Origin of the sequence: Agrobacterium sp. SORGH_AS 787 (assembly GCF_030819035.1) — a bacterium.
GTDB classification, from domain to species: domain Bacteria; phylum Pseudomonadota; class Alphaproteobacteria; order Rhizobiales; family Rhizobiaceae; genus Agrobacterium; species Agrobacterium larrymoorei_B.
Genome location: NZ_JAUTBG010000002.1, coordinates 216343 through 240391, shown reverse-complemented (window position 1 = coordinate 240391; position 24049 = coordinate 216343). Strand labels below are relative to the sequence as shown.

22 protein-coding genes and 1 pseudogene are annotated in these 24049 nt (G+C 57.9%); 13 read left to right on the top strand and 10 right to left on the bottom strand.

Annotation, left to right across the window (positions count from 1 at the left end; translation table 11 throughout):
- Nucleotides 1-60 precede the first annotated feature (60 nt).
- The gene (locus QE435_RS10575; RefSeq protein WP_349041323.1) at nt 61-1221 is read left to right on the top strand and encodes a serine hydrolase domain-containing protein; all 1161 of its coding nucleotides are present in this window, start codon (nt 61-63) and stop codon (nt 1219-1221) included.
- Between the two features lie 63 nt (nt 1222-1284).
- Here the strand turns inward: QE435_RS10575 and QE435_RS10570 are convergent, their stop codons facing one another.
- The gene (locus QE435_RS10570) at nt 1285-2388 is read right to left on the bottom strand and encodes a hypothetical protein (RefSeq protein WP_349041322.1); all 1104 of its coding nucleotides are present in this window, start codon (nt 2386-2388) and stop codon (nt 1285-1287) included.
- A 266-nt stretch (nt 2389-2654) separates the two neighbouring features.
- Complete coding sequence (locus tag QE435_RS10565; protein WP_306934887.1) at nt 2655-3251, bottom strand: EipA family protein; 597 nt, start codon at nt 3249-3251, stop codon at nt 2655-2657.
- Nucleotides 3252-3584: 333 nt separating this feature from the next.
- Here QE435_RS10565 and QE435_RS10560 point away from each other — a divergent pair, with 333 nt between their 5' ends.
- Nucleotides 3585-4244, top strand: coding sequence for a histidine phosphotransferase family protein (locus tag QE435_RS10560; protein WP_306934024.1), 660 nt, complete (start codon nt 3585-3587; stop codon nt 4242-4244).
- A gap of 138 nt (nt 4245-4382) precedes the next feature.
- On the opposite strand, the gene QE435_RS10555 is transcribed toward QE435_RS10560, so the two are convergent.
- Both QE435_RS10555 and ctrA read right to left on the bottom strand, forming a co-directional pair.
- Nucleotides 4383-4871 carry a GNAT family N-acetyltransferase gene (locus QE435_RS10555; protein WP_349041321.1) on the bottom strand — a complete coding sequence of 163 codons (489 nt, stop codon included), beginning with the start codon at nt 4869-4871 and terminating at the stop codon, nt 4383-4385.
- Nucleotides 4872-4979: 108 nt separating this feature from the next.
- The gene (ctrA, locus tag QE435_RS10550) at nt 4980-5684 is read right to left on the bottom strand and encodes a cell cycle two-component system response regulator CtrA (RefSeq protein WP_306934020.1); all 705 of its coding nucleotides are present in this window, start codon (nt 5682-5684) and stop codon (nt 4980-4982) included.
- A 445-nt stretch (nt 5685-6129) separates the two neighbouring features.
- Between ctrA and QE435_RS10545 the strand changes: the two genes are divergently transcribed.
- Complete coding sequence (locus QE435_RS10545; RefSeq protein ID WP_306934018.1) at nt 6130-6480, top strand: flagellar export protein FliJ; 351 nt, start codon at nt 6130-6132, stop codon at nt 6478-6480.
- 486 nt (nt 6481-6966) lie between these two features.
- On the opposite strand, the gene QE435_RS10540 is transcribed toward QE435_RS10545, so the two are convergent.
- Nucleotides 6967-7242, bottom strand: a complete 276-nt coding sequence (locus QE435_RS10540; RefSeq protein WP_062426213.1) for a DUF1153 domain-containing protein — start codon at nt 7240-7242, stop codon at nt 6967-6969.
- A gap of 300 nt (nt 7243-7542) precedes the next feature.
- On the opposite strand from QE435_RS10540, the gene QE435_RS10535 reads away from it, so the two are divergent.
- The gene (locus QE435_RS10535; RefSeq protein WP_349042943.1) at nt 7543-7737 is read left to right on the top strand and encodes a hypothetical protein; all 195 of its coding nucleotides are present in this window, start codon (nt 7543-7545) and stop codon (nt 7735-7737) included.
- On the opposite strand, the pseudogene cysQ reads toward QE435_RS10535, so the two are convergent.
- A pseudogene (gene cysQ / locus QE435_RS10530) lies at nt 7709-8486 on the bottom strand (3'(2'),5'-bisphosphate nucleotidase CysQ). The gene QE435_RS10535 and the pseudogene cysQ sit on opposite strands and share 29 nt — an antisense overlap.
- 375 nt (nt 8487-8861) lie before the next feature.
- Here cysQ and QE435_RS10525 point away from each other — a divergent pair.
- From QE435_RS10525 to QE435_RS10495, 7 genes are all read left to right on the top strand, one after another.
- Nucleotides 8862-9764, top strand: a complete 903-nt coding sequence (locus QE435_RS10525; protein WP_306934013.1) for a branched-chain amino acid ABC transporter permease LivH — start codon at nt 8862-8864, stop codon at nt 9762-9764.
- 4 nt (nt 9765-9768) lie between these two features.
- Complete coding sequence (gene livM, locus QE435_RS10520) at nt 9769-11163, top strand: high-affinity branched-chain amino acid ABC transporter permease LivM (RefSeq protein ID WP_309771599.1); 1395 nt, start codon at nt 9769-9771, stop codon at nt 11161-11163.
- Nucleotides 11163-12029, top strand: coding sequence for an ABC transporter ATP-binding protein (locus QE435_RS10515; RefSeq protein ID WP_306934012.1), 867 nt, complete (start codon nt 11163-11165; stop codon nt 12027-12029). Before livM ends, QE435_RS10515 begins: the two co-directional genes overlap by 1 nt.
- Nucleotides 12026-12754 carry an ABC transporter ATP-binding protein gene (locus QE435_RS10510; protein ID WP_309773049.1) on the top strand — a complete coding sequence of 243 codons (729 nt, stop codon included), beginning with the start codon at nt 12026-12028 and terminating at the stop codon, nt 12752-12754. Before QE435_RS10515 ends, QE435_RS10510 begins: the two co-directional genes overlap by 4 nt.
- A gap of 252 nt (nt 12755-13006) precedes the next feature.
- Complete coding sequence (locus QE435_RS10505; RefSeq protein WP_113327328.1) at nt 13007-13360, top strand: DUF6867 family protein; 354 nt, start codon at nt 13007-13009, stop codon at nt 13358-13360.
- 116 nt (nt 13361-13476) lie between these two features.
- Nucleotides 13477-14595, top strand: coding sequence for a branched-chain amino acid ABC transporter substrate-binding protein (locus QE435_RS10500; RefSeq protein WP_306934010.1), 1119 nt, complete (start codon nt 13477-13479; stop codon nt 14593-14595).
- A 369-nt stretch (nt 14596-14964) separates the two neighbouring features.
- The gene (locus QE435_RS10495) at nt 14965-15201 is read left to right on the top strand and encodes a hypothetical protein (RefSeq protein WP_306934008.1); all 237 of its coding nucleotides are present in this window, start codon (nt 14965-14967) and stop codon (nt 15199-15201) included.
- 253 nt (nt 15202-15454) lie between these two features.
- Here the strand turns inward: QE435_RS10495 and QE435_RS10490 are convergent, their stop codons facing one another.
- From QE435_RS10490 to QE435_RS10475, 4 genes are all read right to left on the bottom strand, one after another.
- Nucleotides 15455-15997 (bottom strand): AAA family ATPase, encoded by a 543-nt coding sequence (locus QE435_RS10490; RefSeq protein WP_349041320.1) that lies wholly within the window; start codon nt 15995-15997, stop codon nt 15455-15457.
- A 183-nt stretch (nt 15998-16180) separates the two neighbouring features.
- On the bottom strand, nt 16181-17092 hold the full coding sequence (locus QE435_RS10485; protein WP_349041319.1) for a response regulator transcription factor: 912 nt from the start codon (nt 17090-17092) through the stop codon (nt 16181-16183).
- Nucleotides 17085-20483: an ATP-binding protein gene (locus tag QE435_RS10480; protein ID WP_349041318.1), complete on the bottom strand. Its 3399-nt coding sequence runs from the start codon at nt 20481-20483 to the stop codon at nt 17085-17087. Before QE435_RS10480 ends, QE435_RS10485 begins: the two co-directional genes overlap by 8 nt.
- Nucleotides 20484-20598: 115 nt before the next feature.
- Nucleotides 20599-21633 carry a glutamine synthetase beta-grasp domain-containing protein gene (locus QE435_RS10475; RefSeq protein WP_306934003.1) on the bottom strand — a complete coding sequence of 345 codons (1035 nt, stop codon included), beginning with the start codon at nt 21631-21633 and terminating at the stop codon, nt 20599-20601.
- Between the two features lie 500 nt (nt 21634-22133).
- On the opposite strand from QE435_RS10475, the gene QE435_RS10470 reads away from it, so the two are divergent.
- Nucleotides 22134-22319, top strand: coding sequence for a DUF2735 domain-containing protein (locus tag QE435_RS10470; protein ID WP_306934002.1), 186 nt, complete (start codon nt 22134-22136; stop codon nt 22317-22319).
- Between the two features lie 198 nt (nt 22320-22517).
- Nucleotides 22518-23807, top strand: a complete 1290-nt coding sequence (gene urtA / locus QE435_RS10465) for an urea ABC transporter substrate-binding protein (RefSeq protein ID WP_306934001.1) — start codon at nt 22518-22520, stop codon at nt 23805-23807.
- Nucleotides 23808-24049 lie beyond the last annotated feature (242 nt).

Here is a 24049-nt window from a genome sequence, read left to right as displayed (position 1 = left end):
AAATATCCTGGGCAGTGTTTATTATGGAGCGATCATGGTGATAATATAGGAGCATCCTCGATGAGTCATCCTGCTTCTCTCAAAACCCGGATCGACGCTGCCATCGGCCGCGCCATCACCGATAATCGTCTCGTCGGCGCGGTCGTGCTCGTCGCTGAGGACGGTGAGATCACTTGCAGCCACACAGCAGGTTTTCTGGACCGGGAGGCGGGCACGCCGATGCGGGAAGATGCGATCTTCCGCTTCGCCTCGGTGTCCAAGCCGTTGGTGACGGTAGCGGCTTTGCGCCTTGCCGCGCTTGGTACGATCGCGCTCGACCAGCCCGTTACGCGCTGGCTGCCGGCGTTTCGCCCTGCACTGCCGGACGGATCACGGCCCGATATCACCCTGCATCATCTCCTGACGCATTCGTCAGGTCTCAGTTACCGCTTTCTCGAACCGGAGGGCAGCGCCTACCACCTGCTCGACGTGTCCGACGGTCTCGACCAGCCGGGCCGTGCGATGGACGACAATCTTCGCCGTCTGGCGCAGGCGCCGTTGGCTTTCGCGCCGGGCACCGCGTGGCGCTATTCGCTCGGCATCGATGTGATCGGCGCGGTGCTGGAAGCAGCCAGCGGGCAGACGCTCGATGCGATCGTTCGTGACGAAGTGACCGGCCCGTTGGGTCTGGCGGATACCGGCTTCAGCGTCACCGATGATAGGAGGCTGGCGACACCCTATGCAGATGGCGCCGATGGCCCGGTGCGCATGGATGGCACGATCACCGTACCGTTGCCGCCGCAGGCCGGCGAGGGCGCCATCTCCTTCGCCCCGGATCGCATCTTCGACCCCGCTTCCTTCCGTTCGGGTGGCGCCGGCATGGCCGGGACGGCGCGCGATCTGCTGACCTTCCTCGAAGCCATCCGCACGTCCTTAACGGAACGAGGCGGACCGATCCTGCCACGAGAAGTGGTCGCCACGATGATGCGCGATCACGTCGGCCCACAGGCGGAGACGCAGGGGCCCGGCTGGGGCTTCGGCTATGGCGGCGCAGTGCTCATCGATCCCGCTGCGACCGGTACGCCGCAGGCGGTGGGCACGCTGCAATGGGGCGGCGCGTACGGGCATAACTGGTTCATCGACCCGGCCAATCGGCTATCGGTCGTGCTGCTCACCAACACCGCTTTTGAGGGCATGGCAGGGCAAGTCGTTATCGATGTCCGGGACGCCGTCTATGGCTGAGGCTTCGTGTTTTGCCGCTACAGGCGCTCGCCCTTCGCTACAGCGCAGAAATCGGTCTTATGATCACCCGGCGCGGCGCGCCATCAGCTCGCTGGCACGGTTTGCAAGGCTTTGGCGGTCACCGGCGCTTTCGGCATTGGCGATGAGGGCCGGAATGGGAGAGCTTTCGCCCTCCTGCGCGGCAGTGAGCGCGATCATGCGTGCAGCAATCTGACTGATCTCGTTGCGGATCGCCTCATCATGGGTGTCGCCCTTGATATTCAACAGCCGCTCGGTCAGCGCCGTGCCTTGATTGCGGATGTCCTCGATCTCGCGCGTGAGCCGTTCCGGTGGTTCCGCAGTGGTTTCAGGCTGGGTAAGAGGGGCGGGGACAATGCTCACCGCATCCTTGGTGTCTTCCTTGCCGCTCACGCGTTCCTTCAGGCGGGCGATCTCCTGGGCGCGGCGCTCCAGCAGCATTTCGCTATCGGCATTGCGGGCCATTTCCTTCGCGAGCTGATCTTCAAGGCGGGCGATCTTGCGGCTTTCGCGGTTCATATGCTGGGCGGTTTCCCGCGCTTTGGCGGCGGCTTCTTCCAACTGCCGGGTGATGTCCTCACGTTCCTTGCGCCAGGAGATGGCCTTGTTCTTGGCCTGCTCCACTTCCAGATCGCGGGCCGACAGCGCGATTTTGAGATCGTCAAGCTCGCGGGAAATGGCATTGACGCGCTTGGTGAGGTTGGAGATTTCCTGGGTGCGGGCAATCGCCGTTTCTTCGGCGTCGTTGAGCTTTGTCGTCAGCCGGGCGACGGCATCCTCATGACGGCGGGCCTTGGCACGCAGGTCGCCAGCCTCCAACGTCATCTGCTCAAGTTGCAGTTTCAGCTCGCGGGTTTCGGCGAGAAGCCGTCCGGCATCGCCCTGGGCGGCTTCATTCTTGAACTTCAGCGCCAGAGCCTTTTCCCGCTCGGCGTCCAGTTCCTGACGGGTGCGGGCGTTTTCCGCCGCATAAAGCGCACGCGCCATATCCTTTTGCGCGCGCACTTCCTGCGGGCTCATCGGCATCGTCGCACGCAGTCTCTTTTCGGTGTAGGAGACGATGCGCCGGTGGATCGCTGGGGCGATCAATGAAACCAGCAGAATTGCGCAGAGAAAACCAAGGCCGAAGATAAGGGCGTACTCAATCACGCGTGGTCGTCTCCACAGGAAGCGCCAAGGGTCGAGTACCCAGATTGGCAGCTCATTTCATCGTCGCGGCGCAGACTGTCATGGCAATCTTGCGCCAGGCGGTCATCGCCTTACACGCTAAAGCGCCGTGTGTCCTATTGGACGCACAAAGGACGCTTTACCTTTTTGAAGCTACGCATCGTGCTTTCCGAAAATCGATTCCGATTTTCGGGCCGATGCTGTAGTCGCGTTAGAGGACTTTAATGCAAAAAGGAGCGGTTGACGAATCAGAAAGGATTCCATGTGGGCTGCGGGGTGAGCTTCAGATAGCCGACATTGATGCCGAGGCGCGCGCCGATGCCGGTACGGATCGGAGCAATTGTGACGTCGCTGTTCTTCAGCACCGTCATGCCAACGCCGGCGACGATGAAGGCGGAGCCGCTGACGCCGCCATAACGACGATAGAGCGCATTGACGGAGGGCAGGTTGTAGACGAGCATCATGGCGCGCGTGCCCTGGCCGCCGTAATCGAGACCGAGCGATGGGCCCTGCCAGAAGACCGGATGCTGACCGGCATTCTTCGTATAAAGCGTGCCTTCGCCATAGGTGAGGCCCGCAACGAAGGCGCCGGAGCCTTCCTGGCCGAGAATATAACCATTCGGCAGACCATATTGCTGGAATGCGCGTTCCACGACCTTCGCAAGGCCGCCCGTCGTCTCGCCGAAGAAGCCGTGACCGGCATCGACAATTTCCTGGATGGTGTATTGATCGCTGCTTTGTGCCGATGCCTGCGCAGCCGACAAAGACAGGCTCGCAAGGATCACGAAAATCTTTACCAGTCCGAGGCGTGCGATGGTGCGGAGTTCGTTAAGTCGCATCGTCAGTTCCGTCCGTCTGTTTGTTACCATTGCCGTGTTAAGACATTTGGCATTTTGAGACCATGATATTAACAATCGGTTTACCAAATATGGTGTCATTATGGCTTAGAGCGTTTCCTTGCTAAATGGAATCGGTCCTGCGGAGCACGTTTTCGACAGGACGCATTTATTTAACAAGGAAAAGCTCATAGAGCGCCGGGCGTTCCTTCGGGTGCACTCAGGACGCTCTAACGCTTTTCGAGTCTACGCATCGTGCTTTCCGACTATCGATTTTGGTTTGGGGCCGATGCTTTAGCAATTTTGACAGGGTCCGCGCTCTATCCGCGCAGGAGAAAATGTATGACGGCAAAATTCAAAATCTCGCTCTCCGGCCCGGATCTGGCGGCACTGCTGTGCAGCCGCGTGTGCCACGACGTCATTTCGCCGGTCGGCGCCATCAATAATGGTCTCGAACTTCTCGATGAAGGCGGCACCGATGCCGATGCGCTGGACCTGATCCGCACCTCGGCGCTGAATGCCTCCGTACGGCTGAAGTTTGCACGCCTTGCCTTCGGTGCCTCCGGTTCGGCCGGCGCATCGATCGACACGGGCGAAGCCGAAAAGGCTGCGAAGGATTTTGCCGCTGCGGAAAAGAAGGTGGAAGTCACCTGGTCCGGTCCACGCGCCATCGTCGCCAAGAACCGCGTCAAGCTGCTGCTGAACCTCTTCCTCGTTGCCTATGGCGCGATCCCGCGCGGCGGCAATGCGGATATCGTGCTCGAGAACCCGGATGGCGATGCTCGCTTCGAAATCACCGTCAAGGGCCGCATGATGCGCGTGCCTGCAAAGTTCGCGGCAATCGCCGAGGGTACGGAAGAAGAGGCGATCGACGCCCATTCCGTCCAGCCTTACTACACGCTGCTTCTGGCCGAAGAAGCCGGCATGAAGATCGAATACAAAGTGCACGAAGACCGCGTGGTCTTCACGGCTTCCATGGCCGAGGCTGCCGAAGCGGCCTGATTGGATTGATGGTGGGCTGCCGTGGAGGTGGCCCATTTTTCGTGCCGAGTAGAATAATGGCGGGCAGGCTCCGGGGCAATCGTCCCCCGTCGCCCACCTCAGGTGCCGCTTAGACGGCTTGTCAAAACCGCTTTACCATCACCTCGTTGGCATAGGTTGGTCGCCGATCCGAAACGCGGTCTGACCGTTGCGGGTAAATCCCAGACGTTCATAGAAGATGATGGCGTCTTTATTTTCGCTGTTCACCGCAAGCCACACGCCCTTGCGCCCACGCTCCGGGCAGAGCTTAAACGCTTCCATAAGAAGCCGTTTACCGATGCCTTTGCCCTTGTGCCGCGGCTGAACATAGAGCGTTGCGACTTCTGTCTCCGGGCCGTTTTCGATAGGGGCGGGGCTTTTGACCGTCACGCGCACGAAGCCGTCAATGCCGTCGCTATTGTCTGACACCAGGATGATCTCATTCTCATCATCGGTGAGCGCTTCGAATTTCTGCGTGGTGAAGGCCGAAAGGGCGTAATCGGCAAAGAATTTCGACACGCCGTTCCTGAGATACGTGCCGATCCAGACTTCGATGGAGAGTGCCGCAAGGCTAGAGGCGTCGTTTTTCAAGGCTTTGCGAATCGTCATGACACTCTCTTTTTCTGCGGAAGCGGTGTGCCGGACAAAACAAAACCCGCCGTTTGCGCGGCGGGTTTGTCATGACAACCATGCTTGGGAGGCATGTCGAGGAGATAATCAGGCGGTCTCGAGATATTCGGTGTTGCCATCCGGCTCGCGAAGCACGTAGCCGCGGCCCCAGACGGTTTCGATGTAGTTCGCGCCGCCTGCTGCGTTTGCCAGCTTCTTGCGCAGCTTGCAGATGAACACGTCGATGATTTTCAGTTCAGGCTCGTCCATGCCGCCATAGAGGTGGTTGAGGAACATTTCCTTGGTGAGCGTGGTACCCTTGCGGAGCGACAGCAGCTCCAGCATCTGGTATTCCTTGCCCGTCAGGTGAACGCGCTGGCCGCCGACTTCGACAGTCTTGGCATCTAGGTTGACGATCAGCTCGCCGGTGGCGATGACCGACTGGGCGTGGCCCTTCGAACGGCGCACAATGGCGTGAATGCGGGCAACCAGCTCATCCTTGTGGAATGGCTTGGTCATGTAATCGTCGGCGCCGAAGCCGAGACCGCGCACCTTGTCTTCGATGCCGGCCATGCCCGACAGAATAAGGATCGGCGTTTTGACCTTCGAGAGACGCAGCGTTCTCAGGACCTCGTAACCGGACATATCCGGGAGGTTGAGATCGAGAAGGATAATATCGTAATCGTAGAGCTTTCCAAGATCCACGCCTTCCTCACCGAGGTCGGTCGTATAGACGTTGAAACTTTCCGACTTCAACATCAGCTCAATGCTCTGAGCCGTTGCGCTGTCGTCTTCAATAAGTAGAACCCGCATAATTATCCCCTTTGCCGCCCGCGGTTGGTAAATGAATGCCGTTTGCGCGATGCGGATCCAGACGTTGCCTGATTTGCAGGCTGCCACCAAATGGTTAACAAATTCTTCTCTCCTTTGGCAAGGTATGCAGAACTTATTAAATAATTCGGGCACTCTGCTGTTTTTGAACGTGAATCCATCATCGCCAAACATGAACCAATAGGTGAGGAAAACCCCCTAAGTGATTCAATCGACTCTTGCATTGTCGTGCCCAGTGGTTTTTTGGGCTTGGCATTTACCGACCCTTAAATGATCCGCCTTATCATTAACGATGCCCGTAAATGAAAAGTTAACAGCGCAGTTTTTTTATTAATGGCGGGTAACTTTTAAGAATCATTCCGGCACAGCCGGAGTGGCGGGTTGGTTCCTGTTTGAACCGGGGTCTCGCTATCCAGGAGTATTGAGTATGAAGTCGCGTGACAGCCTAGTTCGCCTGAAAGAATTTCAGGTCAACGAAAAACGTCGTCAGTTGCAGCAGTTGCAGTCGATGATGTCCGAATTCGAACGGATGGCCAAGGAATTGGTCCATCAGATCTCCCTCGAAGAAAGCAAGTCCGGGATTACAGATCCCAGCCATTTCGCCTATCCGACCTTTGCCAAGGCAGCACGCCAGCGTGCCGACAATCTGCAGGTTTCGATCCGCGAGTTGAAGATGCAGCAGGAAGCCGCCGAGGCTTCTCTGGAAGAAGTGCAGGCCGAGTATGACAAGGCCGCAGCACTGGAACACCGCGATACCGCGGTCCGCGCCCGCGCCTGACGCTCTTGCGTTAATGAAGGCGATTTGAACCTGACGTCATTGACGGCGGCCAGCTGATCAGGAGGCTGCTTTCAATGACGCTGTTTTTTGTCTGAAAAATTGCGATCCGCCTGGCCGATGCCGGGCGGATTTTTTTATGATGTCTTTTTGATTGCGATTGAGGCCGCATAAAGAAGGGGCTGGAGGCGTATTCGTCCCGCCGAAAATAGAGAGCAGCGATCGCTTGCTCCGAATTCCAAGACGGTCTGAATTTCGCGACGAGCGACGCCTACGAAGGGTCTTGGGGCAAGGGGGGAATCCCTTGGTGGAAGGCGGAAACCTCCCGGATGTCATCAATAGAGCGGATGACGTGAAAGGCGAGGTTCAACGCCGTCACCGTGTCGTGCTGAAAAGCAAAAACGGCGTCACACCTTCCCGTATCGACGGGATGGGATGACGCCGGATCTGGCATGGCAGGGCGCAACGAGGGCGCACATGCCGGAACGTTTAGTGGCGGTACTGCTGAATGCGCGTGGTGCGCAGGCCTGCGAGGCCGTGATCTGCAATCGACGACTGCCAGGACAGGAACTCTTCCACTGTCAGCGTATAGCGCTCACAGGCTTCTTCCAGGCTCAAAAGCCCGCCGCGCACGGCGGCAACGACTTCGGCCTTTCGGCGGATGACCCAGCGACGGGTGTCGGCTGGTGGCAGATCGGCAATCGTCAGGGGGCTGCCATCGGGACCGATGACATATTTAACTCGCGGGCGTATCATTTCGGTCATTGGACACTCTACACAAACTCAAGACCATATGCTGGGCACTTTAGGGGCGTACCTTTAAAAAATACCTAAGCGCACAGAGATAATTTGTTAATAATTTGAATGATTTCGCTGGGTTTGTTCGTGCTTTGCGGCACATTAGCCCAAGCCCAAAATGGGCGCTTTGGCGCCCAGTAAAGCGTGTGAAAATTTTTGCTGGAAGGGTTTGCAAGCGGTCACAGCGGACTTTCGCGGGGCCTGCGCGTCCAGGCGAGGGCGTGCTTTCGCCATACTGTGCTCTACCGCCAGCCGCTGGCGTTCGTTATGGCGGCTGATGCTATCGGTGGAACGTCCAAAGCGTGGTGCGATGTTTCAGATTCGCTGCTCACGCTTACGTTTTTTGTTTATCGCAAAACCGCTGCACAGTTTTGCGCGACAGGCTTCAGGGTGCGCGCCGAAACGCTCGCTTCCATGGAAATAGGCTCAGCGATTATCGCGGTGGAGCGCCCCAGGCAATGAAGTCGGGGTTGGCGAGCATGTCATCATTGCTGTGGTCGATTTCGTAGCGCAGCGGCAAGCCCGCCATATCGAGCGTGATGCCGCCTGCGGCCCGCAAGACGGCGTCGCCCGCGGCGGTGTCCCACATCATGGTGCGGCTGAAGCGGGGGTAAAACGTCGGCAGCACCTTCCGCCAGCATGCAGAATTTCAGCGACGAGCCGATGGAGATGCTGTCGATCAACCCGTTTTCCGTCACGAAGGCTTCGGTCTTTGGGGTGCAATGGGAGCGACTGATGACGGCAACGGGCATGGGCGGTTTGGCGCGACAGCGAATGGAGTGGTTCGACAGATGCTCGAATTCTCCGGAAATGAAGAGCTTGCGCGCCGTCTCCCTTTCGCCGGTCCATGCCACCCCGAGGGCTGGGGCATAGACGATGCCAAGCATCGGTACGCCCTTTCGGATCAATGCAATGTTGACGGTGAAATCCTGCTTGTCCGAAATGAATTCCTTGGTACCGTCCAGCGGATCGACGAGGAAAAAGTCGCCGTCGATCTCGGGCACATGGCCGGTCGTGGCGGACTCTTCGGCAATAACCGGGATATCGGGGAAGTCACGCGAGAGGGCCGATAGAATGACCTCTTCGGCGCGCTCATCCGCTTCGGTGACGGGAGAGCAGTCATTCTTGTAGGTCACATGCGGGCCGGCGGCGTGAACCGCCATGATTTCCTTGCCGGCGCTCAAAGCCGCCGCAATCAGACTTTCCAGCATTTCCATTCCTTCAGAACCCGCGAGCCCGCAGCCCTTCTGCTGCAAGGTTTCCTGCAAGCACGAGACGCGATCAGGTGAAGTTTGGTTACGCCTGATGAGGGCGCCGGTCAAATATATCTATTTGGGAATGAAACGCGTGCGTCCGGCGATTAAATTTTCGGGCTTAACTGCCGCTTTCATAATCTTTTTGATGCCGATTGCAGCAATCGGCGCGTTAACATTAAAATTTGTGCATATTTCTCCCTTTTTGGCTTCACATTTTTACCGAACGCGCTAAGGGTTTGCGTCAAGAGGGACAATAAAGACAATGAGAGCCCTCAGTAAGCAACATAAACGAGGTACGTTCCGCATCGAGAACGCGCCCAGGGGAAAAATATGGAGTATTTTATCCAACAGCTCATCAACGGGCTGACTCTTGGATCGATCTACGGCCTTATCGCTATTGGCTACACGATGGTCTACGGTATCATCGGCATGATCAACTTCGCTCACGGCGATATTTTCATGCTGGGCGGCTTCGCCGCTCTGATCGTCTTTCTCATTCTCACATCCTTCATCGCAGGCATTCCAGTCGCCATTCTTCTGTTGGTGATGATGGTCGTTGCCATGCTGGTGACGGGGCTGTGGAACTGGGCGATCGAGCGCGTGGCCTATCGTCCGCTGCGCGGCTCATTCCGCCTTGCGCCGCTGATCACGGCGATTGGCATGTCGATCGTGCTGTCGAACTTCATTCAGGTGACGCAGGGCCCGCGCAACAAGCCGATCCCGCCCATGGTCACCGATACGTACCATTTCGGTGCGATCACCATTTCGCTGAAGCAGCTTCTCATCGTGGCCATAACCTCGGTGCTGCTGTTCGCCTTCTGGTACATCGTCAACAAGACACCGCTTGGCCGTGCACAGCGCGCCACCGAGCAGGACCGCAAGATGGCGGCGCTGCTTGGCGTCGACGTCGACCGGACGATTTCGGTGACCTTCGTCATGGGTGCAGCGCTCGCCGCCGTCGCCGGTACGATGTACCTGATGTATTACGGCGTGGCCTCGTTCAATGACGGCTTCATCCCCGGCGTGAAGGCTTTCACGGCTGCGGTTCTGGGCGGTATCGGCTCGCTTCCGGGTGCCGTTCTTGGCGGTCTTTTGATCGGTCTTATCGAGTCGCTCTGGTCGGCCTATTTCTCCATCGCCTACAAGGACGTGGCCGCCTTCGGTATTCTGGCTTTCGTGCTGATATTCAAGCCGACTGGCATTCTCGGCCGTCCGGAAGTCGAGAAGGTTTAAGCACATGGCAAACATTCCTTCTGACAACACCGCCGAGCAGGACGTCATGGCAAAAGCGGTGAAGGAAGCCATTATCGCTGGCTTCGTTTCCTTCGGCATGTTCCTGCTATATGTCGGCATCGTCACCTATCAGGATATCAACAATCAGCTGGTCTGGGGTACGCGCTGGGGGCTCCTGGCGATCTTCGTCGCTGTTGCCGCCATCGGCCGTTTCGTCGTGGTCGGTGTCATCGAGCCGCATCTCGACCGCCGTAAGCTGGCAAAATCCAAGGCAGGCATTCTGGAAATCTCCGAGGAAAAGAACTTTTTCCACAAGCATTTCCTGAAGATTGCCCTGGTCTTCCTGCTGCTCTATCCGATGATCGCCGTCTATTTCAGAGGCGCTCAGGGTTCGCTGATCTTCGTCGACAATTTTGGCATCCAGATCCTTATCTACGTGATGCTTGCCTGGGGTCTGAACATCGTCGTTGGTCTGGCAGGTCTGCTCGATCTCGGCTATGTCGCCTTCTATGCGGTCGGCGCCTATTCCTATGCGCTATTGTCCAGCTATTTCGGCCTGTCCTTCTGGGTGCTTCTGCCGCTTGCCGGCATCCTTGCCGCCTTCTGGGGTATTATCCTCGGCTTTCCGGTGCTGCGCCTGCGCGGTGACTATCTTGCCATCGTGACGCTCGCTTTCGGTGAAATCATCCGACTTGTTCTATTGAACTGGACCGATGTCACCCGAGGAACCTTCGGTATTTCCGGAATTGCCAAGGCATCGGTCTTCGGTATCTGGTCTTTCGATGTCGGTGCGCCGAACAACTTCGCCAAGGTTTTCGGCCTGCCGATGTCGTCGGGTTACTACAAGATCTTCCTCTTCTACGTGATCCTGCTTCTGTGCATGCTGACGGCCTACGTCACCATCAAGCTGCGCCGCATGCCGATCGGTCGTGCATGGGAAGCGTTGCGTGAGGACGAGATCGCATGCCGCTCGCTCGGCATCGATACGGTCAAGACCAAGCTCACCGCCTTTGCAACGGGCGCGATGTTCGGCGGTTTTGCCGGCTCGTTCTTTGCCGCACGTCAGGGCTTTGTTTCCCCGGAAAGCTTCGTCTTCCTGGAATCGGCCGTCATCCTCGCCATCGTCGTTCTTGGTGGCATGGGCTCGCTGACCGGTATCGCGATTGCTGCCGTGGTGATGGTTGGAGGTACCGAGCTTCTGCGCGAAATGGAATTCCTGAAGAAGATCTTCGGTCCGGACTTCACGCCAGAGCTTTACCGCATGCTGCTCTTCGGTCTTGCCATGGTCATCGTCATGCTGTTCAAGCCCCGCGGCTTCGTCGGCTCGCGCGAACCCACGGCCTTCCTGAAAAAACGCAAGTCTGTCTCCGGCAGCTTCACCAAGGAAGGTCACGGCTGATGGCTTCCGGAAACACTGCGATGAACAAGAATACCATCCTGAAGGTCGAACATCTGTCGATGCGCTTCGGCGGCCTGATGGCGATCAACGACCTCTCTTTCGATGTGAAACGCGGCGATATCACCGCGCTGATCGGTCCGAATGGCGCGGGCAAGACCACCGTGTTCAACTGCATCACCGGCTTCTACAAGCCGACGATGGGCATGATCACCATGGTGCGCAGCAATGGCGAGGAGCATCTGCTCGAGCGTCTGCCGGACTTCGAAGTGACCAAGAAGGCCAAGGTCGCCCGCACCTTCCAGAATATCCGGCTGTTTTCAGGCCTCACGGTTCTGGAAAATCTGCTGGTGGCGCAACACAACAGGCTGATGAAGGCATCCGGCTACACGATCCTCGGCCTGCTCGGTCTTCCGGCCTATACGCATGCGGCGGAAGCATCGATCGAAAAGGCCAAGTACTGGCTGGAGAAGGCCGATCTCATCGATCGTGCCGACGATCCGGCGGGCGATCTTTCCTATGGCGCGCAGCGGCGTCTGGAAATTGCCCGTGCCATGTGTACCGAGCCTGAGCTTCTCTGCCTCGACGAACCGGCTGCCGGTCTCAATCCGAAGGAGTCGCTGGCGCTCAACACCCTTCTGCGTGGCATTCGCGACGAGGGCACCTCGCTGCTTCTGATCGAACATGACATGTCGGTCGTTATGGAAATCTCCGACCACGTCATCGTGCTCGAATATGGGCAGAAGATTTCCGACGGCACGCCCGATCATGTGAAGAACGATCCCAAGGTCATCGCCGCTTATCTGGGTGTCGAGGACGATGAAGTGGAAGAAGTGATTGCAGAAGAACTCCACGGGGGAGCAGTCTGATGTCTGAAGCTCTCCTGAAAATTCAGGGCGTCGAAACCTATTACGGCAATATCCGCGCTCTCGCTGGCGTGGATGTGGAAGTGAGAAAGGGCGAGATCGTCTCGCTCATCGGCGCCAATGGTGCAGGCAAGTCGACGCTGATGATGACGATTTGCGGCGCGCCACAGGCGCGTAATGGCGAAGTCATCTTCGACGGCGAGGATATTACACGCCTGCCGACGCATATGATTGCCCGCAAGCGCATTGCCCAGTCCCCCGAGGGCCGCCGTATTTTCCCGCGCATGTCTGTGCTGGAAAACCTGCAGATGGGTGCCAATCTCGACAACCTGAAATACTTCAAGGAAGATGTCGAGAAGGTCTTCACGATGTTTCCGCGCTTGAAGGAGCGCCAGAGCCAGCGCGGCGGCACGCTTTCTGGCGGCGAGCAGCAGATGCTCTCCATCGGCCGTGCGCTGATGTCACGTCCGAAACTCCTGCTCCTCGACGAGCCGTCTCTCGGTCTGGCGCCCTTGATCGTCAAGGGCATTTTCGAGGCGATCAAGAAGCTCAACCAGGAAGAGGGGCTGACTGTCTTCCTCGTAGAGCAGAATGCTTTTGCGGCCCTGAAGCTTTCTGACCGCGCCTATGTGATGGTCAATGGCAAGGTGACGATGAGCGGTTCCGGCAAGGAGCTTCTCGCCAATCCCGAGGTGCGGGCAGCCTATCTCGAAGGCGGCCGCCACTGACGATGAGAGGGTGCGGGGATCGTCGATCCCCGTCCTTCGACAAGGTGCAAAAGTTTTTATCATTTTGTGCCGTTGCCCATGAAAAAATGCTTGCTTTCGAAGGCGTTGGGCGCAAATCTGCTGAGAGCCTGTCAGACTGCATAGCCGGTTTGGTGGATCAAAAAACAACAATAAAGCTTGCCGGAAAACGGTTGAGCGAAAACAGAACACAGGGTCGTTCGCGTTTCGTTGGCGGCGCTGATTGGGGAAAAGATGCAGGGCCTTTTTTTCGAAACCGATAGTGGCGTTCGCTATATCTTGCGTGGCCTCGTCGTTCTTCTCGGCTTCTGGACTGCCTGGCGCACGGGCAAGTCCGTTGCCGATGGCTGGGGTCAATATCCGCAGGTGGTGATTTACTCGCTTCTGCTGGGGTGCGTCATGCGCTTTTTGCATTACGCGCTTTTTGCCGGCCCCTTGTTGAACGGCTTCTACTACCTGATCGATGTCGTGGTTCTGTTGGCCTTTGCAACGGCCGGCTTCCGCATCCGTCGGACCAGCCAGATGGTCGATAACTACTACTGGCTCTACGATCGGACATCGGCATTTTCCTATAAGAAGAAAGATTGACAGACGGGTTTTTCTGAAATCAGAATTCCCTCCTGAGAGGAACAGCCTGGACAGATAATTTGGGTGCTGGACAGGTCGAGAAAACCAACCCAATCAAAGGAACTGGGAGTAACATAATGAAGAAGTCTCTTCTTTCCGCAGTTGCGCTGACCGCCATGGTCGCGTTCAGCGGTTCGGCATGGGCTGATGTCGTCATCGGCGTCGGTGGTCCGTTGACTGGCCCGAACGCCGCTTTCGGCGCTCAGCTCCAGAAGGGCGCAGAACAGGCCGCAGCGGATATCAATGCTGCTGGCGGCATCAATGGCGAGAAGATCAAGATCGTTCTCGGCGACGACGTGTCTGACCCCAAGCAGGGTATCTCGGTCGCCAACAAGTTCGCAGCTGATGGCGTCAAGTTCGTCGTCGGCCACTTCAACTCCGGCGTTTCCATTCCGGCGTCTGAAGTCTACGCCGAAAACGGCATTCTCGAAGTCACGCCTGCCGCAACCAACCCGAAGTTCACCGAACGCGGCCTGTGGAACACCTTCCGCACCTGCGGCCGTGACGACCAGCAGGGCGGCATTGCCGGCAAGTATCTTGCCGACCACTTCAAGGACGCCAAGATCGCCATCATTCACGACAAGACGCCTTACGGTCAGGGCCTTGCCGATGAAACCAAGAAGGCTGCCAACGCCGCTGGCGTCAAGGAAGCCATCTATGAAGGCGTGAATGTCGGCGACAAGGACTTCTCCGCCCTCATCGCCAAGATGAAGGAAGCCGGCGTTTCCGTTATTTACTGGGGTGGTCTCCACACCGAAGCCGGCCTGATCATCCGTCAGGCGAAGGATCAGGGCCTCAAGGCAACGCTCGTTTCCGGTGACGGCATCGTCTCCAACGAACTGGCTTCTATTGCTGGCGACGCCGTTGAAGGCACGCTGAACACCTTCGGTCCTGACCCGACCCTGCGTCCTGACAACAAGGACCTCGTTGCGAAGTTCAAGGCTGCGGGCTTCAACCCTGAAGCTTACACGCTCTACTCCTACGCAGCCGTTCAGACGATTGCCGAAGGTGCAAAGGCTGCTGGCTCTACGGATCCGCAGGCCGTTGCTGAAGCGCTGAAGAAGGGGACGTTCAAGACCGTTCTCGGCGATATCTCCTTCGACGAAAAGGGCGACCCGAAGCTTCCCGGCTACGTCATGTACGAATGGAAGAAGGGTCCGGACGGCCAGTACAGCTACTTCCAGCAGGGCATGTAAGCCGCTCTGTAAATTCGAGATTGATGAAGCCCGGCAGCGATGCCGGGCTTTTATATTTTTAAGGCTTCGTCGGGATATGACCAAGGTGCTGATGATGGTCCCTCATTGAAAGACCAACGCCAATGCATGGTCCACGCAAAAGCGTGGATCGGTTTGCGATAACGACATGCGATCAAACGAAGACCTAAAGCGCGGGGAGCAAATCTGAAAGATCGTGACACGTTTTGGCCCCGCTGATTGGGGGTGAATGGCGCGTCAAGAAATCCCTGTCGAGTTCTTTCAATCACAATAAATTAGAAAAATGTGATATTCGGCGGAACTGCTTGCGATGCGCCACGTTTTCTGCGGCCTCAGTTCAGGAGTTTATCAATGAAGAAGCTTGTTGTTTCCGCAGTCCTCGCCGCCGCGTCGTTCTTCTCGGTTACCGCACCATCCTACGCCGAAACCGTCACCGTGACGACGAGCCAGCGTGTCATGCGCGAGCATGTCCGCGAAGAATATCGCCCGCGTCACTACCGTCATGCTCCGCGCGATTGCTTCGTCAAAAAGGAACGCATCCGCCGCCATGGTGAGATCATCGTCCGCAAGACCCGCGTCTGTCGTTAACGGTATTGCCTGTTCTCCCTTCCGATAGTTGTCGGAGGGGAGGGCAGGTTTAGAGATGCCCTCATGAGACGGTTCCGCTTTTTGGTTTTCGGCTGTTGAGGGATGTGAGTTGGGGATGGCTACCTCCTCTGTCCTGCCGGACATTTCACCCTCAAGAGGGGAGATCGGCGATGAGCGCCCACTCAGTTTGAACTTCGACTTTGAAAACGTTCTGGATGTTGGCCTCGTCTCGGTTCACAGGGGCTTCTCTTTCTCATGTGCCTTGCGTGCACTGAAGCGCCCTCAGCACAAATTCCACCCGGTCCTCAATGCCGGACTTCGGTAGAATGACGACGTCATATCCGAGCTCGTCGTAATCGCGGCGCAGCCGCTCGTACTCCTCTACCGCATCTTGAAAGCCGTGGCGGCGTTCGTTGTCGGTTACGTAGATTTCGGGCCAAGGGGGTGTGAGGAAGACGATCTTGGCGTAGCGAAATTCATTGCGCAGCCGATCGTACCAGTCGTCGTCGCCCAGTTGGCGAAGCGCGGAGGCGGCGTCGATCAGGCTGCGGTCGAAGATAGAGAAGTCTGATTTTTCGCGAGCGGCTGCATAGTCCTGTTCTGCAATCGCGACCGCCTCGTGTAGGAAGGCTTTGCGGTCGACCCATGGGAGGGCCGTTTCTCCTGATTTCAGCTGTTGTTCGACGACGCGTCGGCCCGGTTCTTCCACCGTGGCGCAACCACGTTTTGAAAGTTCTGAGAGCAGTGTGGATTTTCCGCCGCCGGAGCAGCCGGACAGGATGACGAGCTTCTCCATATATTGATCCTGGTTGGAGTGGGAAAAGGTGCGCCTGTGCCTTCCACGACGCGAGGGCGCAGCGGGGCGTGACATGCTGGTTGAGCGCAAGAGCTCGACGCTCAGGTTTGGTCTGTCTGGGGAGGGATTGAGAGACCTAGATCGTTTCCGTTCAACACGGAAACGATCTAACGCTTGCGCGTCTCAGCTATCGTGCAGCACATGCGCCGCCTTCACTGCGGCCGAGGCGCGGTTTTCGACGCCGAGTTTGACGTAGATCTGTTCCAGATGCTTGTTCACCGTTCGCGCCGAGAGGCCTAGAATCTCGCCGATGTCGCGGTTGGATTTGCCTTTGGCGATCCAGACCAGCACTTCCGATTCCCGCGTTGTCAGGGAGAAGCGGTCACGCAACAAGGCCTCACCAGACTTCTCGTTGGTTGTCGTCAGACGGAAGAGATATTCGTCGGCGCCGACTGCGCCCAGAAACGTGAAGTGCAGCGAGGGGCGTTCCGCCTGGGTAATGACGAGCGGTGTGTCACGCGTGGTGGTCTGCGCCATCCACTCGCCGATGGTGCGGGAGACGATGTCGAGGCCATCATTGCTACCGGTTGCAGCGTTGATGAGGCGGGTTGCCTGCGGGGTGGACCAGAGGATCGTTCCGTCGGCGCGCACGGCCAGAAGATGCCGCCCGGCTGCATCCAGTGCCACGCGTGCGCTTTGCGCCGAGCGGGCATTGGAGAGGTGGACGCGAAGCCTGGCGCGCAGCTCGTCAATATTGATAGGCTTACTGAGGTAGTCCACACCACCGCATTCCAGTGCGCGCACCACGTGTTCGGTCTCGGTCAGCCCGGTCATGAAGATCACCGGCACCTGCGCGACGGCGGCATTGGCCTTCAGGCGCAGGCAGGTCTCGAAGCCGTCGAGCCCCGGCATAACGGCATCGAGAAGGACGAGGTCGGGTGTGACGCGCTCGACGATGTTGAGCGCCGCCTGGCCAGAGGTTGCGATCAGCACCGAGAAGCCGGACTGTTCCAGCGCTTCGGTCAAGAAGCCGAGCGCTTCCGGGCTGTCATCCACCAGAAGGACGATATCGCGCGGCTGCAATGACCTATTCATCCGTGCCCGTCCTCGTGTTGAAACTATGAAGATAATCGGCGTAACCGGTGAGATCGAAGGCGCGCACGAAGCGTCGAGCCTCTTCGGTAAAGGCCAGATTTTCTGGTTGTGCGGCGAGAGAATCGAGCTTCGCCTCAATGCCGCGAATGTAACCGATTTCGCCGAGCGCTAGCAAATCCTGGAGATGGGCTGGAGCGGGCGCTTTTACGGCGCCGGGGTCCGGCTCTTTTGCAGACAGGTCGACTGGCGGCAAGTCTGTGTCATAGACCCATTGCAGCCCGAGATGTACGGCGAGCCGGTCACAGAGCTTGCGGATATCGACGGGCTTTACCAGCGCATCATTATGACCGTCCGTATCGGCACCGATGATGGCGGTATCGCCGATATTGGCAGAGAGCATGATGATGGGGGCGGTTTGCCCGGCATTGCGCAGCTTTTCGACCAACTGCCAGCCGTTCATGCCAGGCATGGAAATATCGATGAGGAAGGCATCCGGCTGCATCGCCTCGATCAGCGCCAGGCAATCCGGTCCGCTTTGTGCCGTCAGCACGACGAAATCGAGCGGGGAGAGGACCTCCATCATCAGATCGCGGTGATCCTCATTGTCATCGACGACAACGATTGTGCGGCGTGGTCCGGCATAGGAAACGATCTTCTTTTCCGGCGCGAGTGCCGTGCTAGGCCTGTCGACCGAGGAGAGCATCAGCCGCACCCGGAAGGTCGAGCCGACGTCCTTCTGGCTTTCGACAGAAATCTCGCCACCCAGCGTATTGGTGAGAAGCTGGGTGATGGTGAGGCCAAGGCCAAGCCCTGGCATGGGCTTGATGATTTCAGCCTCGCCACGCTGGAAGGGCTCGTAAATGCGGGCGAGATCCTTTTCCGCAATGCCGCGCCCGGTATCGGTGACGGTGAAGGTGGCGACCTGACTGCGATAGGTGACATCGAAGCCGACGGTCCCCTCGTCGGTAAACTTGATGGCATTGGAGAGCAGATTGACGAGGATTTGCCGCAGGCGCTTTTCGTCGCTGCGCACATATTGCGGCACGCCTCTGGCGCGCTCGTGGCGGAAGGCCAGCCCCTTGGCCTGCGCCTGCGGGCGGAACATATCGACGATCTGGTCGAGGAAATCCTGAATGTTGATCTCGTTCGACTGAACCTGCAACCTGCCTGCTTCGATCTTGGAAATATCCAATAGGCCATCGATCAGGCCTGAGAGGTGATCGGCGGAGCGGCGGATGACCTTGATGGCGGATTGGCGAGGCGCAGGAATGGTTTCATCCCGCTCGAGGATCTGGGCGTAGCCGAGTACGGCATTCAGCGGGGTACGCAATTCGTGGCTGAGCCCCACCACATAGCGGCTCTTGGCGCGGTTGGCGGCTTCTGCCGTTTCCTTGGCATATTGGAGGGCCGCGTCGGTCTTCTGGTGGGCGGCGATTTCCTTCAGCAAAAGCGTGTTCTGTCGCGAGGATTCCTCCTCCGCCACGACCCGGCTGTCATGGGCGAGCACGAGGAACCAGCAGACGATTCCGGCGATGACGGCAAAGACGAAGAAGACGATGAGAATGGTGCGATTGACGACGTCTGCGGTCGCTGGCGTGCCGGTGCCAACCTGATGGGCGATCAGCCCCAGAATACCGCCGATCGCTGCAACGGCCAGCGCTGAGAAGATCGCATAACGGCCGAGCCTTGAGGCGAGCTTCGCAACCAGCTGTTCCGGCAGGAAGGTCTTTGCCACCTGGGCCGTCTGGTAGTTCAGCCGGGCTTTCGGTTTGCACATATCGTGGCAGCGGCTGTCCAGAGAACAGCAGAGCGAACAGATCGGACCGGCATAGGCCGGGCACCATGCCATGTCTTCCGGCTCAAACGGATGCTCGCAGATGGAGCAGGTGATGCTGGAGAGTTCCTTCCACTTCTGGCGCGGCTTGCGTGCCAGATAGAATTTTCCCTTCGTACCCCAGGCGATCAGCGGCGAGGCGATGAAAGCGACGACCAGGGTGATATAGGGCGCAAGCGACGCAGCGAGCGTGCCGAACAGACCGAAATGGGCGGTAAGCGCAATCGTTGCGGAGAGCGCCATGGCACCGACGCCGACGGGATTGATATCGTAAAGATGCGCCCGCTTGAACTCGATGCCGGGAGGGGCAAGGCCAAGCGGCTTGTTGATGAAGAGATCGGCGGAGATGGTGCAGAGCCATGCCATGGCGACGATGGAAAAGATGCCGAGCGTTTCTTCCAGCAGCCGATAGATGCCAAGCTCCATCAGGAGAAGCGCAATGGCGACATTGAAGACCAGCCAGACGACGCGGCCTGGATGGCTGTGGGTGAGGCGGGAAAAGAAGTTCGACCACGCGAGAGAGCCCGCATAGGCATTCATCACATTGATCTTGAGCTGCGAGACCACGACGAATGTGACCATCAGGACGAGAGCCGCATTCTGGTTGGGGATCATATAGCCGAAGGCGGTGAGGTACATCTGCGCCGGATCGGCGGCGCTGCCCACGGGCACGCCGGAAGAGAGCGTCAGCACAACCAGGAAGGAACCGGCGAGCAGTTTTGGAACGCCGACGAGAACCCAGCCAGCACCGGCGAGAAAAACGCCGAGCTTGTGACGAAGCTTGCTTTGGCCTTCTGCCGGCAGGAAGCGCAAGAAGTCCACCTGTTCGCCGATCTGTGACATCAGCGCCAGGATGACGGCAGAGGCCGCACCGAACTCGATGAGGTCGAAGGGGGCGGTGTCTCCGGGTGGCGCTGGCGCGTGGTGGATGCCGGAGAATGCCAACCATAGATCGAATTTCTGCCAGTCCATCAGCGCGATGAAGAGGAATGGCAGGACGTTGAGGACGATCCAGAAGGGCTGCGTCAGGATCTGAAACTTGCTGATCAGGCGCACGCCATGGGTGACGAGCGGAATGACCATGACCGCCGAGACGATGTAGCCGATCCATAGCGGAATGCCGAGCGCCAGCTCCAGCGCGCCGGACATGATCGATGCCTCGATGGCAAAGAGCATGAAGGTGAAGGCGGCGTAGATCAGCGATGTGATGGTGGAGCCGATATAGCCGAAGCTTGCGCCGCGCGTCAGAAGATCGATATCGACGCCGTGGCGGATGGCATAGCGGCTGATCGGCAGGCCGACGAGCAGCATCGCAACAGCGGCCGCGACGATGGCGAAGAAGGCGTTGGTGGTGCCGTAGGAAAGCGTGATTGCGCCGCCGATAGCTTCCAGCGCCAGAAAGGAAATCGCGCCGATGGCGGTATGGGAAATGCGGCTGGAGGAGAATTGCCGGGCGCTCTTGGCGGTAAATCGCAGCGCGTAGTCTTCCAGCGTCTGGTTCGCGACCCAGCGGTTATATTCGCGTCTGACGGGGATGATGCGTTGCCGTGCGGCCATGCCAGTGTTTCACAGCCTCCACTTATGCGTCTTGCGACCTTGCAGGCGCTTTGTCCGCCAACGGCAGACGGAAAAATGGCGTCGCCCGGATCGAGCGACGCCATTTCTTTTTAGATTAGGCAGCAGCCGACTTTGCCGTCGGGACTTCTGCGATCGTCTTCAGCACGACGGAAGCGATCTGGTAAGGGCAGCCCTGGGAGTTCGGACGACGGTCTTCGAGGTAACCACGATAGCCGTTGTTGACGAAGGAGTGCGGAACGCGGATAGACGCGCCACGGTCTGCAACGCCGTAGGAGAACTTGTTCCAAGGAGCGGTTTCGTGCTTGCCGGTCAGGCGCAGATGGTTGTCCGGACCGTAAACGTCGATGTGCTCTTTCCAGTTCTTTTCGAAGGCAGCCATGAGGGCTTCGAAATATTCCTTGCCGCCAACTTCACGCATGAACTTGGTGGAGAAGTTGCAGTGCATGCCAGAGCCGTTCCAGTCGGTGTCGCCGAGCGGCTTGCAATGGAATTCGACATCGATGCCGTACTTTTCGCAAAGACGCAGAAGCAGGTAGCGAGCGATCCAGATCTGGTCGGCGGCGCGCTTGGAGCCCTTGCCGAATACCTGGAATTCCCACTGGCCCTTGGCCACTTCGGCGTTGATGCCTTCGTGGTTGATGCCTGCTTCGAGGCAAAGGTCCAGATGCTCTTCGACGATTTCGCGAGCGATCGAGCCGACATTCTTGTAGCCGACGCCGGTGTAGTACGGGCCCTGCGGAGCGGGGTAGCCCTGCTCAGGGAAGCCGAGCGGGCGGCCGTTTTCGTAGAAGAAGTATTCCTGCTCGAAACCGAACCATGCATCTTCGTCGTCGAGGATGGTTGCGCGGCTGTTGGACGAGTGCGGCGTGACGCCATCCGGCATCATGACTTCGCACATGACCAGCGCGCCGTTGGTGCGGGCAGGGTCAGGGTAGATGGCGACTGGCTTCAGAACGCAGTCGGAGCTGTGGCCTTCGGCCTGCATGGTGGAGGAGCCGTCGAAGCCCCAAAGCGGAAGCTGCTCGAGTGTCGGGAATTCGTCGAATTCCTTGATCTGCGTCTTGCCGCGCAGGTTTGCTACCGGCTTGTAACCATCCAGCCAGATGTACTCGAGTTTGAACTTAGTCATTACGAACCTCTCATGGGTTAAGATGCGAAGCCTTGATTGTTTTCGTCCGGTTACCGGTGGAAAACGCTCTCGCTTTCAAGGGCTGCCGATAGATATGCATGCCGCGTGCCAATTTGCGCGGGCTCTCGAATCGGCACTTCATTTTTTTCTTTCGAAGTTGCTGCCGAACCGGTTGGTACGGAAAATTCCGCCTTTCGGCGTGATGGAGGTTTTTCCCGAAATTTTAGAATTATGAAGGCTTTATGAAGCGAAATGGGCTGATTTTCTGCCGAAACTATGAGCGAAGATGTCGTTCTGAATGTTTTTTCAGCCAAAAGCGTGAATTTTGAGTGATTAGCTGCATAAAGACTATTCGATTAACGGACGCGCAATTGATGTGCCTAAAAAATAGTCTTTATGATATTTTTTTAAGCGAATGGGGTGAATTTCGGCTTTCAATCGGCTATAGTCCGGAACGAAGCATGGTGCTGAAGTGTTTGATTGAAAGAAACGAGGCCGTCATGAGAACCGAACCCAATTTTGAAAGTGCTAAGATCTACCAGTTCCCCGTTGGAGGCCGCGCAGGCTACCGAGGCTTTCGCAAGGATGCGTCGGTTCAGTCCATGCAGGAATATGCTCCGCGCGTCGACTTCGATAGCTGGTACCACCAGGAAGCGATCACCGAGGACGAGAAACCCCATAACTGAGGTTTCTCACGCTACCGTTTATCCGTCGGCTGACCTTGCATTGGCCTTCCTGACTTCCATGTGCTGATTTCGCCACCCCACCTACGTCAAACGACGTATACGGTTTCGCCTCGCCAAGCCCGATAGTCCCCTCCAGCAGCGGAAAAATGCCGCTGAGGCCTTGCTCCCAAGGCTTAAACACGAAGAGGGGTTCTTCCGATGACTTTCAGAAAGACGCTCACGGGCGCGCTGCTTGGCGCCATTTTGTCCACCACCGCATTCCACGGCGCATTTGCCGCTGACGACACGATCAAGATCGGCGTGCTGCACTCGCTCTCCGGCACCATGGCGATTTCGGAAACGACGCTGAAAGACGCCATGCTGATGCTCATCGACGAGCAGAACAAGAAGGGTGGCGTTCTCGGCAAGAAGCTTGAAGCCGTCGTCGTCGATCCGGCCTCCGATTGGCCGCTCTTTGCCGAAAAGGCGCGCCAGCTGATCAGCCAGGACAAGGTTGCCGCCGTGTTCGGTTGCTGGACCTCGTCTTCCCGTAAGTCGGTTCTGCCGGTTTTCGAAGAGTTGAACTCCATCCTCTTCTACCCGGTCCAGTATGAAGGCGAAGAGTCCTCGCGCAACATCTTCTACACCGGTGCTGCACCGAACCAGCAGGCAATCCCCGCTGTCGATTATCTTGCCAACACCGAAGGCGTCGAGCGCTGGGTTCTGGCCGGTACGGACTATGTCTATCCGCAGACCACCAACAAGATCCTGAAGGCCTACTTGATGTCGAAGGGCGTCAAGGAAGAGGACATCATGATCAACTACACGCCATTCGGCCATTCCGACTGGCAGACGATCGTCTCCGACATCAAGAAGTTCGGCTCTGCGGGTAAGAAGACCGCCGTCGTTTCCACCATCAATGGTGACGCGAACGTTCCCTTCTACAAGGAACTGGCAAACCAGGGCGTGAAGGCCGAAGACATTCCGGTCGTTGCCTTCTCCGTCGGTGAAGAAGAGCTTGCCGGTCTCGATACCGCGCCTCTCGTCGGCCACCTTGCCGCCTGGAACTATTTCCAGTCCGTCGATACTCCGGTCAATGCGGAGTTCATCAAGGAATGGCATGCCTTCACCAAGAACGACAAGCGCGTGACCAACGACCCGATGGAAGCTGCCTATATCGGCTTCAACGCCTGGGTTAAGGCGGTAGAGGCTGCCGGCACGACGGATACCGACAAGGTTCTGGACAGCATCATCGGCGTTTCGGTGCCGAACCTCTCCGGCGGCTACGCGACCGTCATGCCGAACCACCACATCACCAAGCCGGTGCTGATCGGTGAAATCCAGGCCGACGGCCAGTTCCAGATCGTCCAGCAGACCGCGCAGGTCGTGGGCGATGAGTGGTCCGATTACCTGCCGGACTCCAAGGACCTGATCTCCGATTGGCGCAAGCCAATGTCCTGCGGCAACTTCAACGTTGCGACCGGCAAGTGCGGCGGCAAGGGCATGTGATTGGGTAATTGGTTGCGGCCCGCCGATCATGCGGGCCGCGATCTGCCTGTATACTCTGTGTCATCCTCCGGTCTTTGGAATGATGATGACCGGGAGTGATCCCGCACCCACTGCCGTCATCCTCGGGCCTGACCCGAGGATCCACTGCCCTCCTTTGTTCTTCTCGCCGTTGACGCTCGTCGATGCCGTGATGGATCCTCGGGTCAAGCCCGAGGATGACGTCGAGAGGGGGAGGGGTCTGA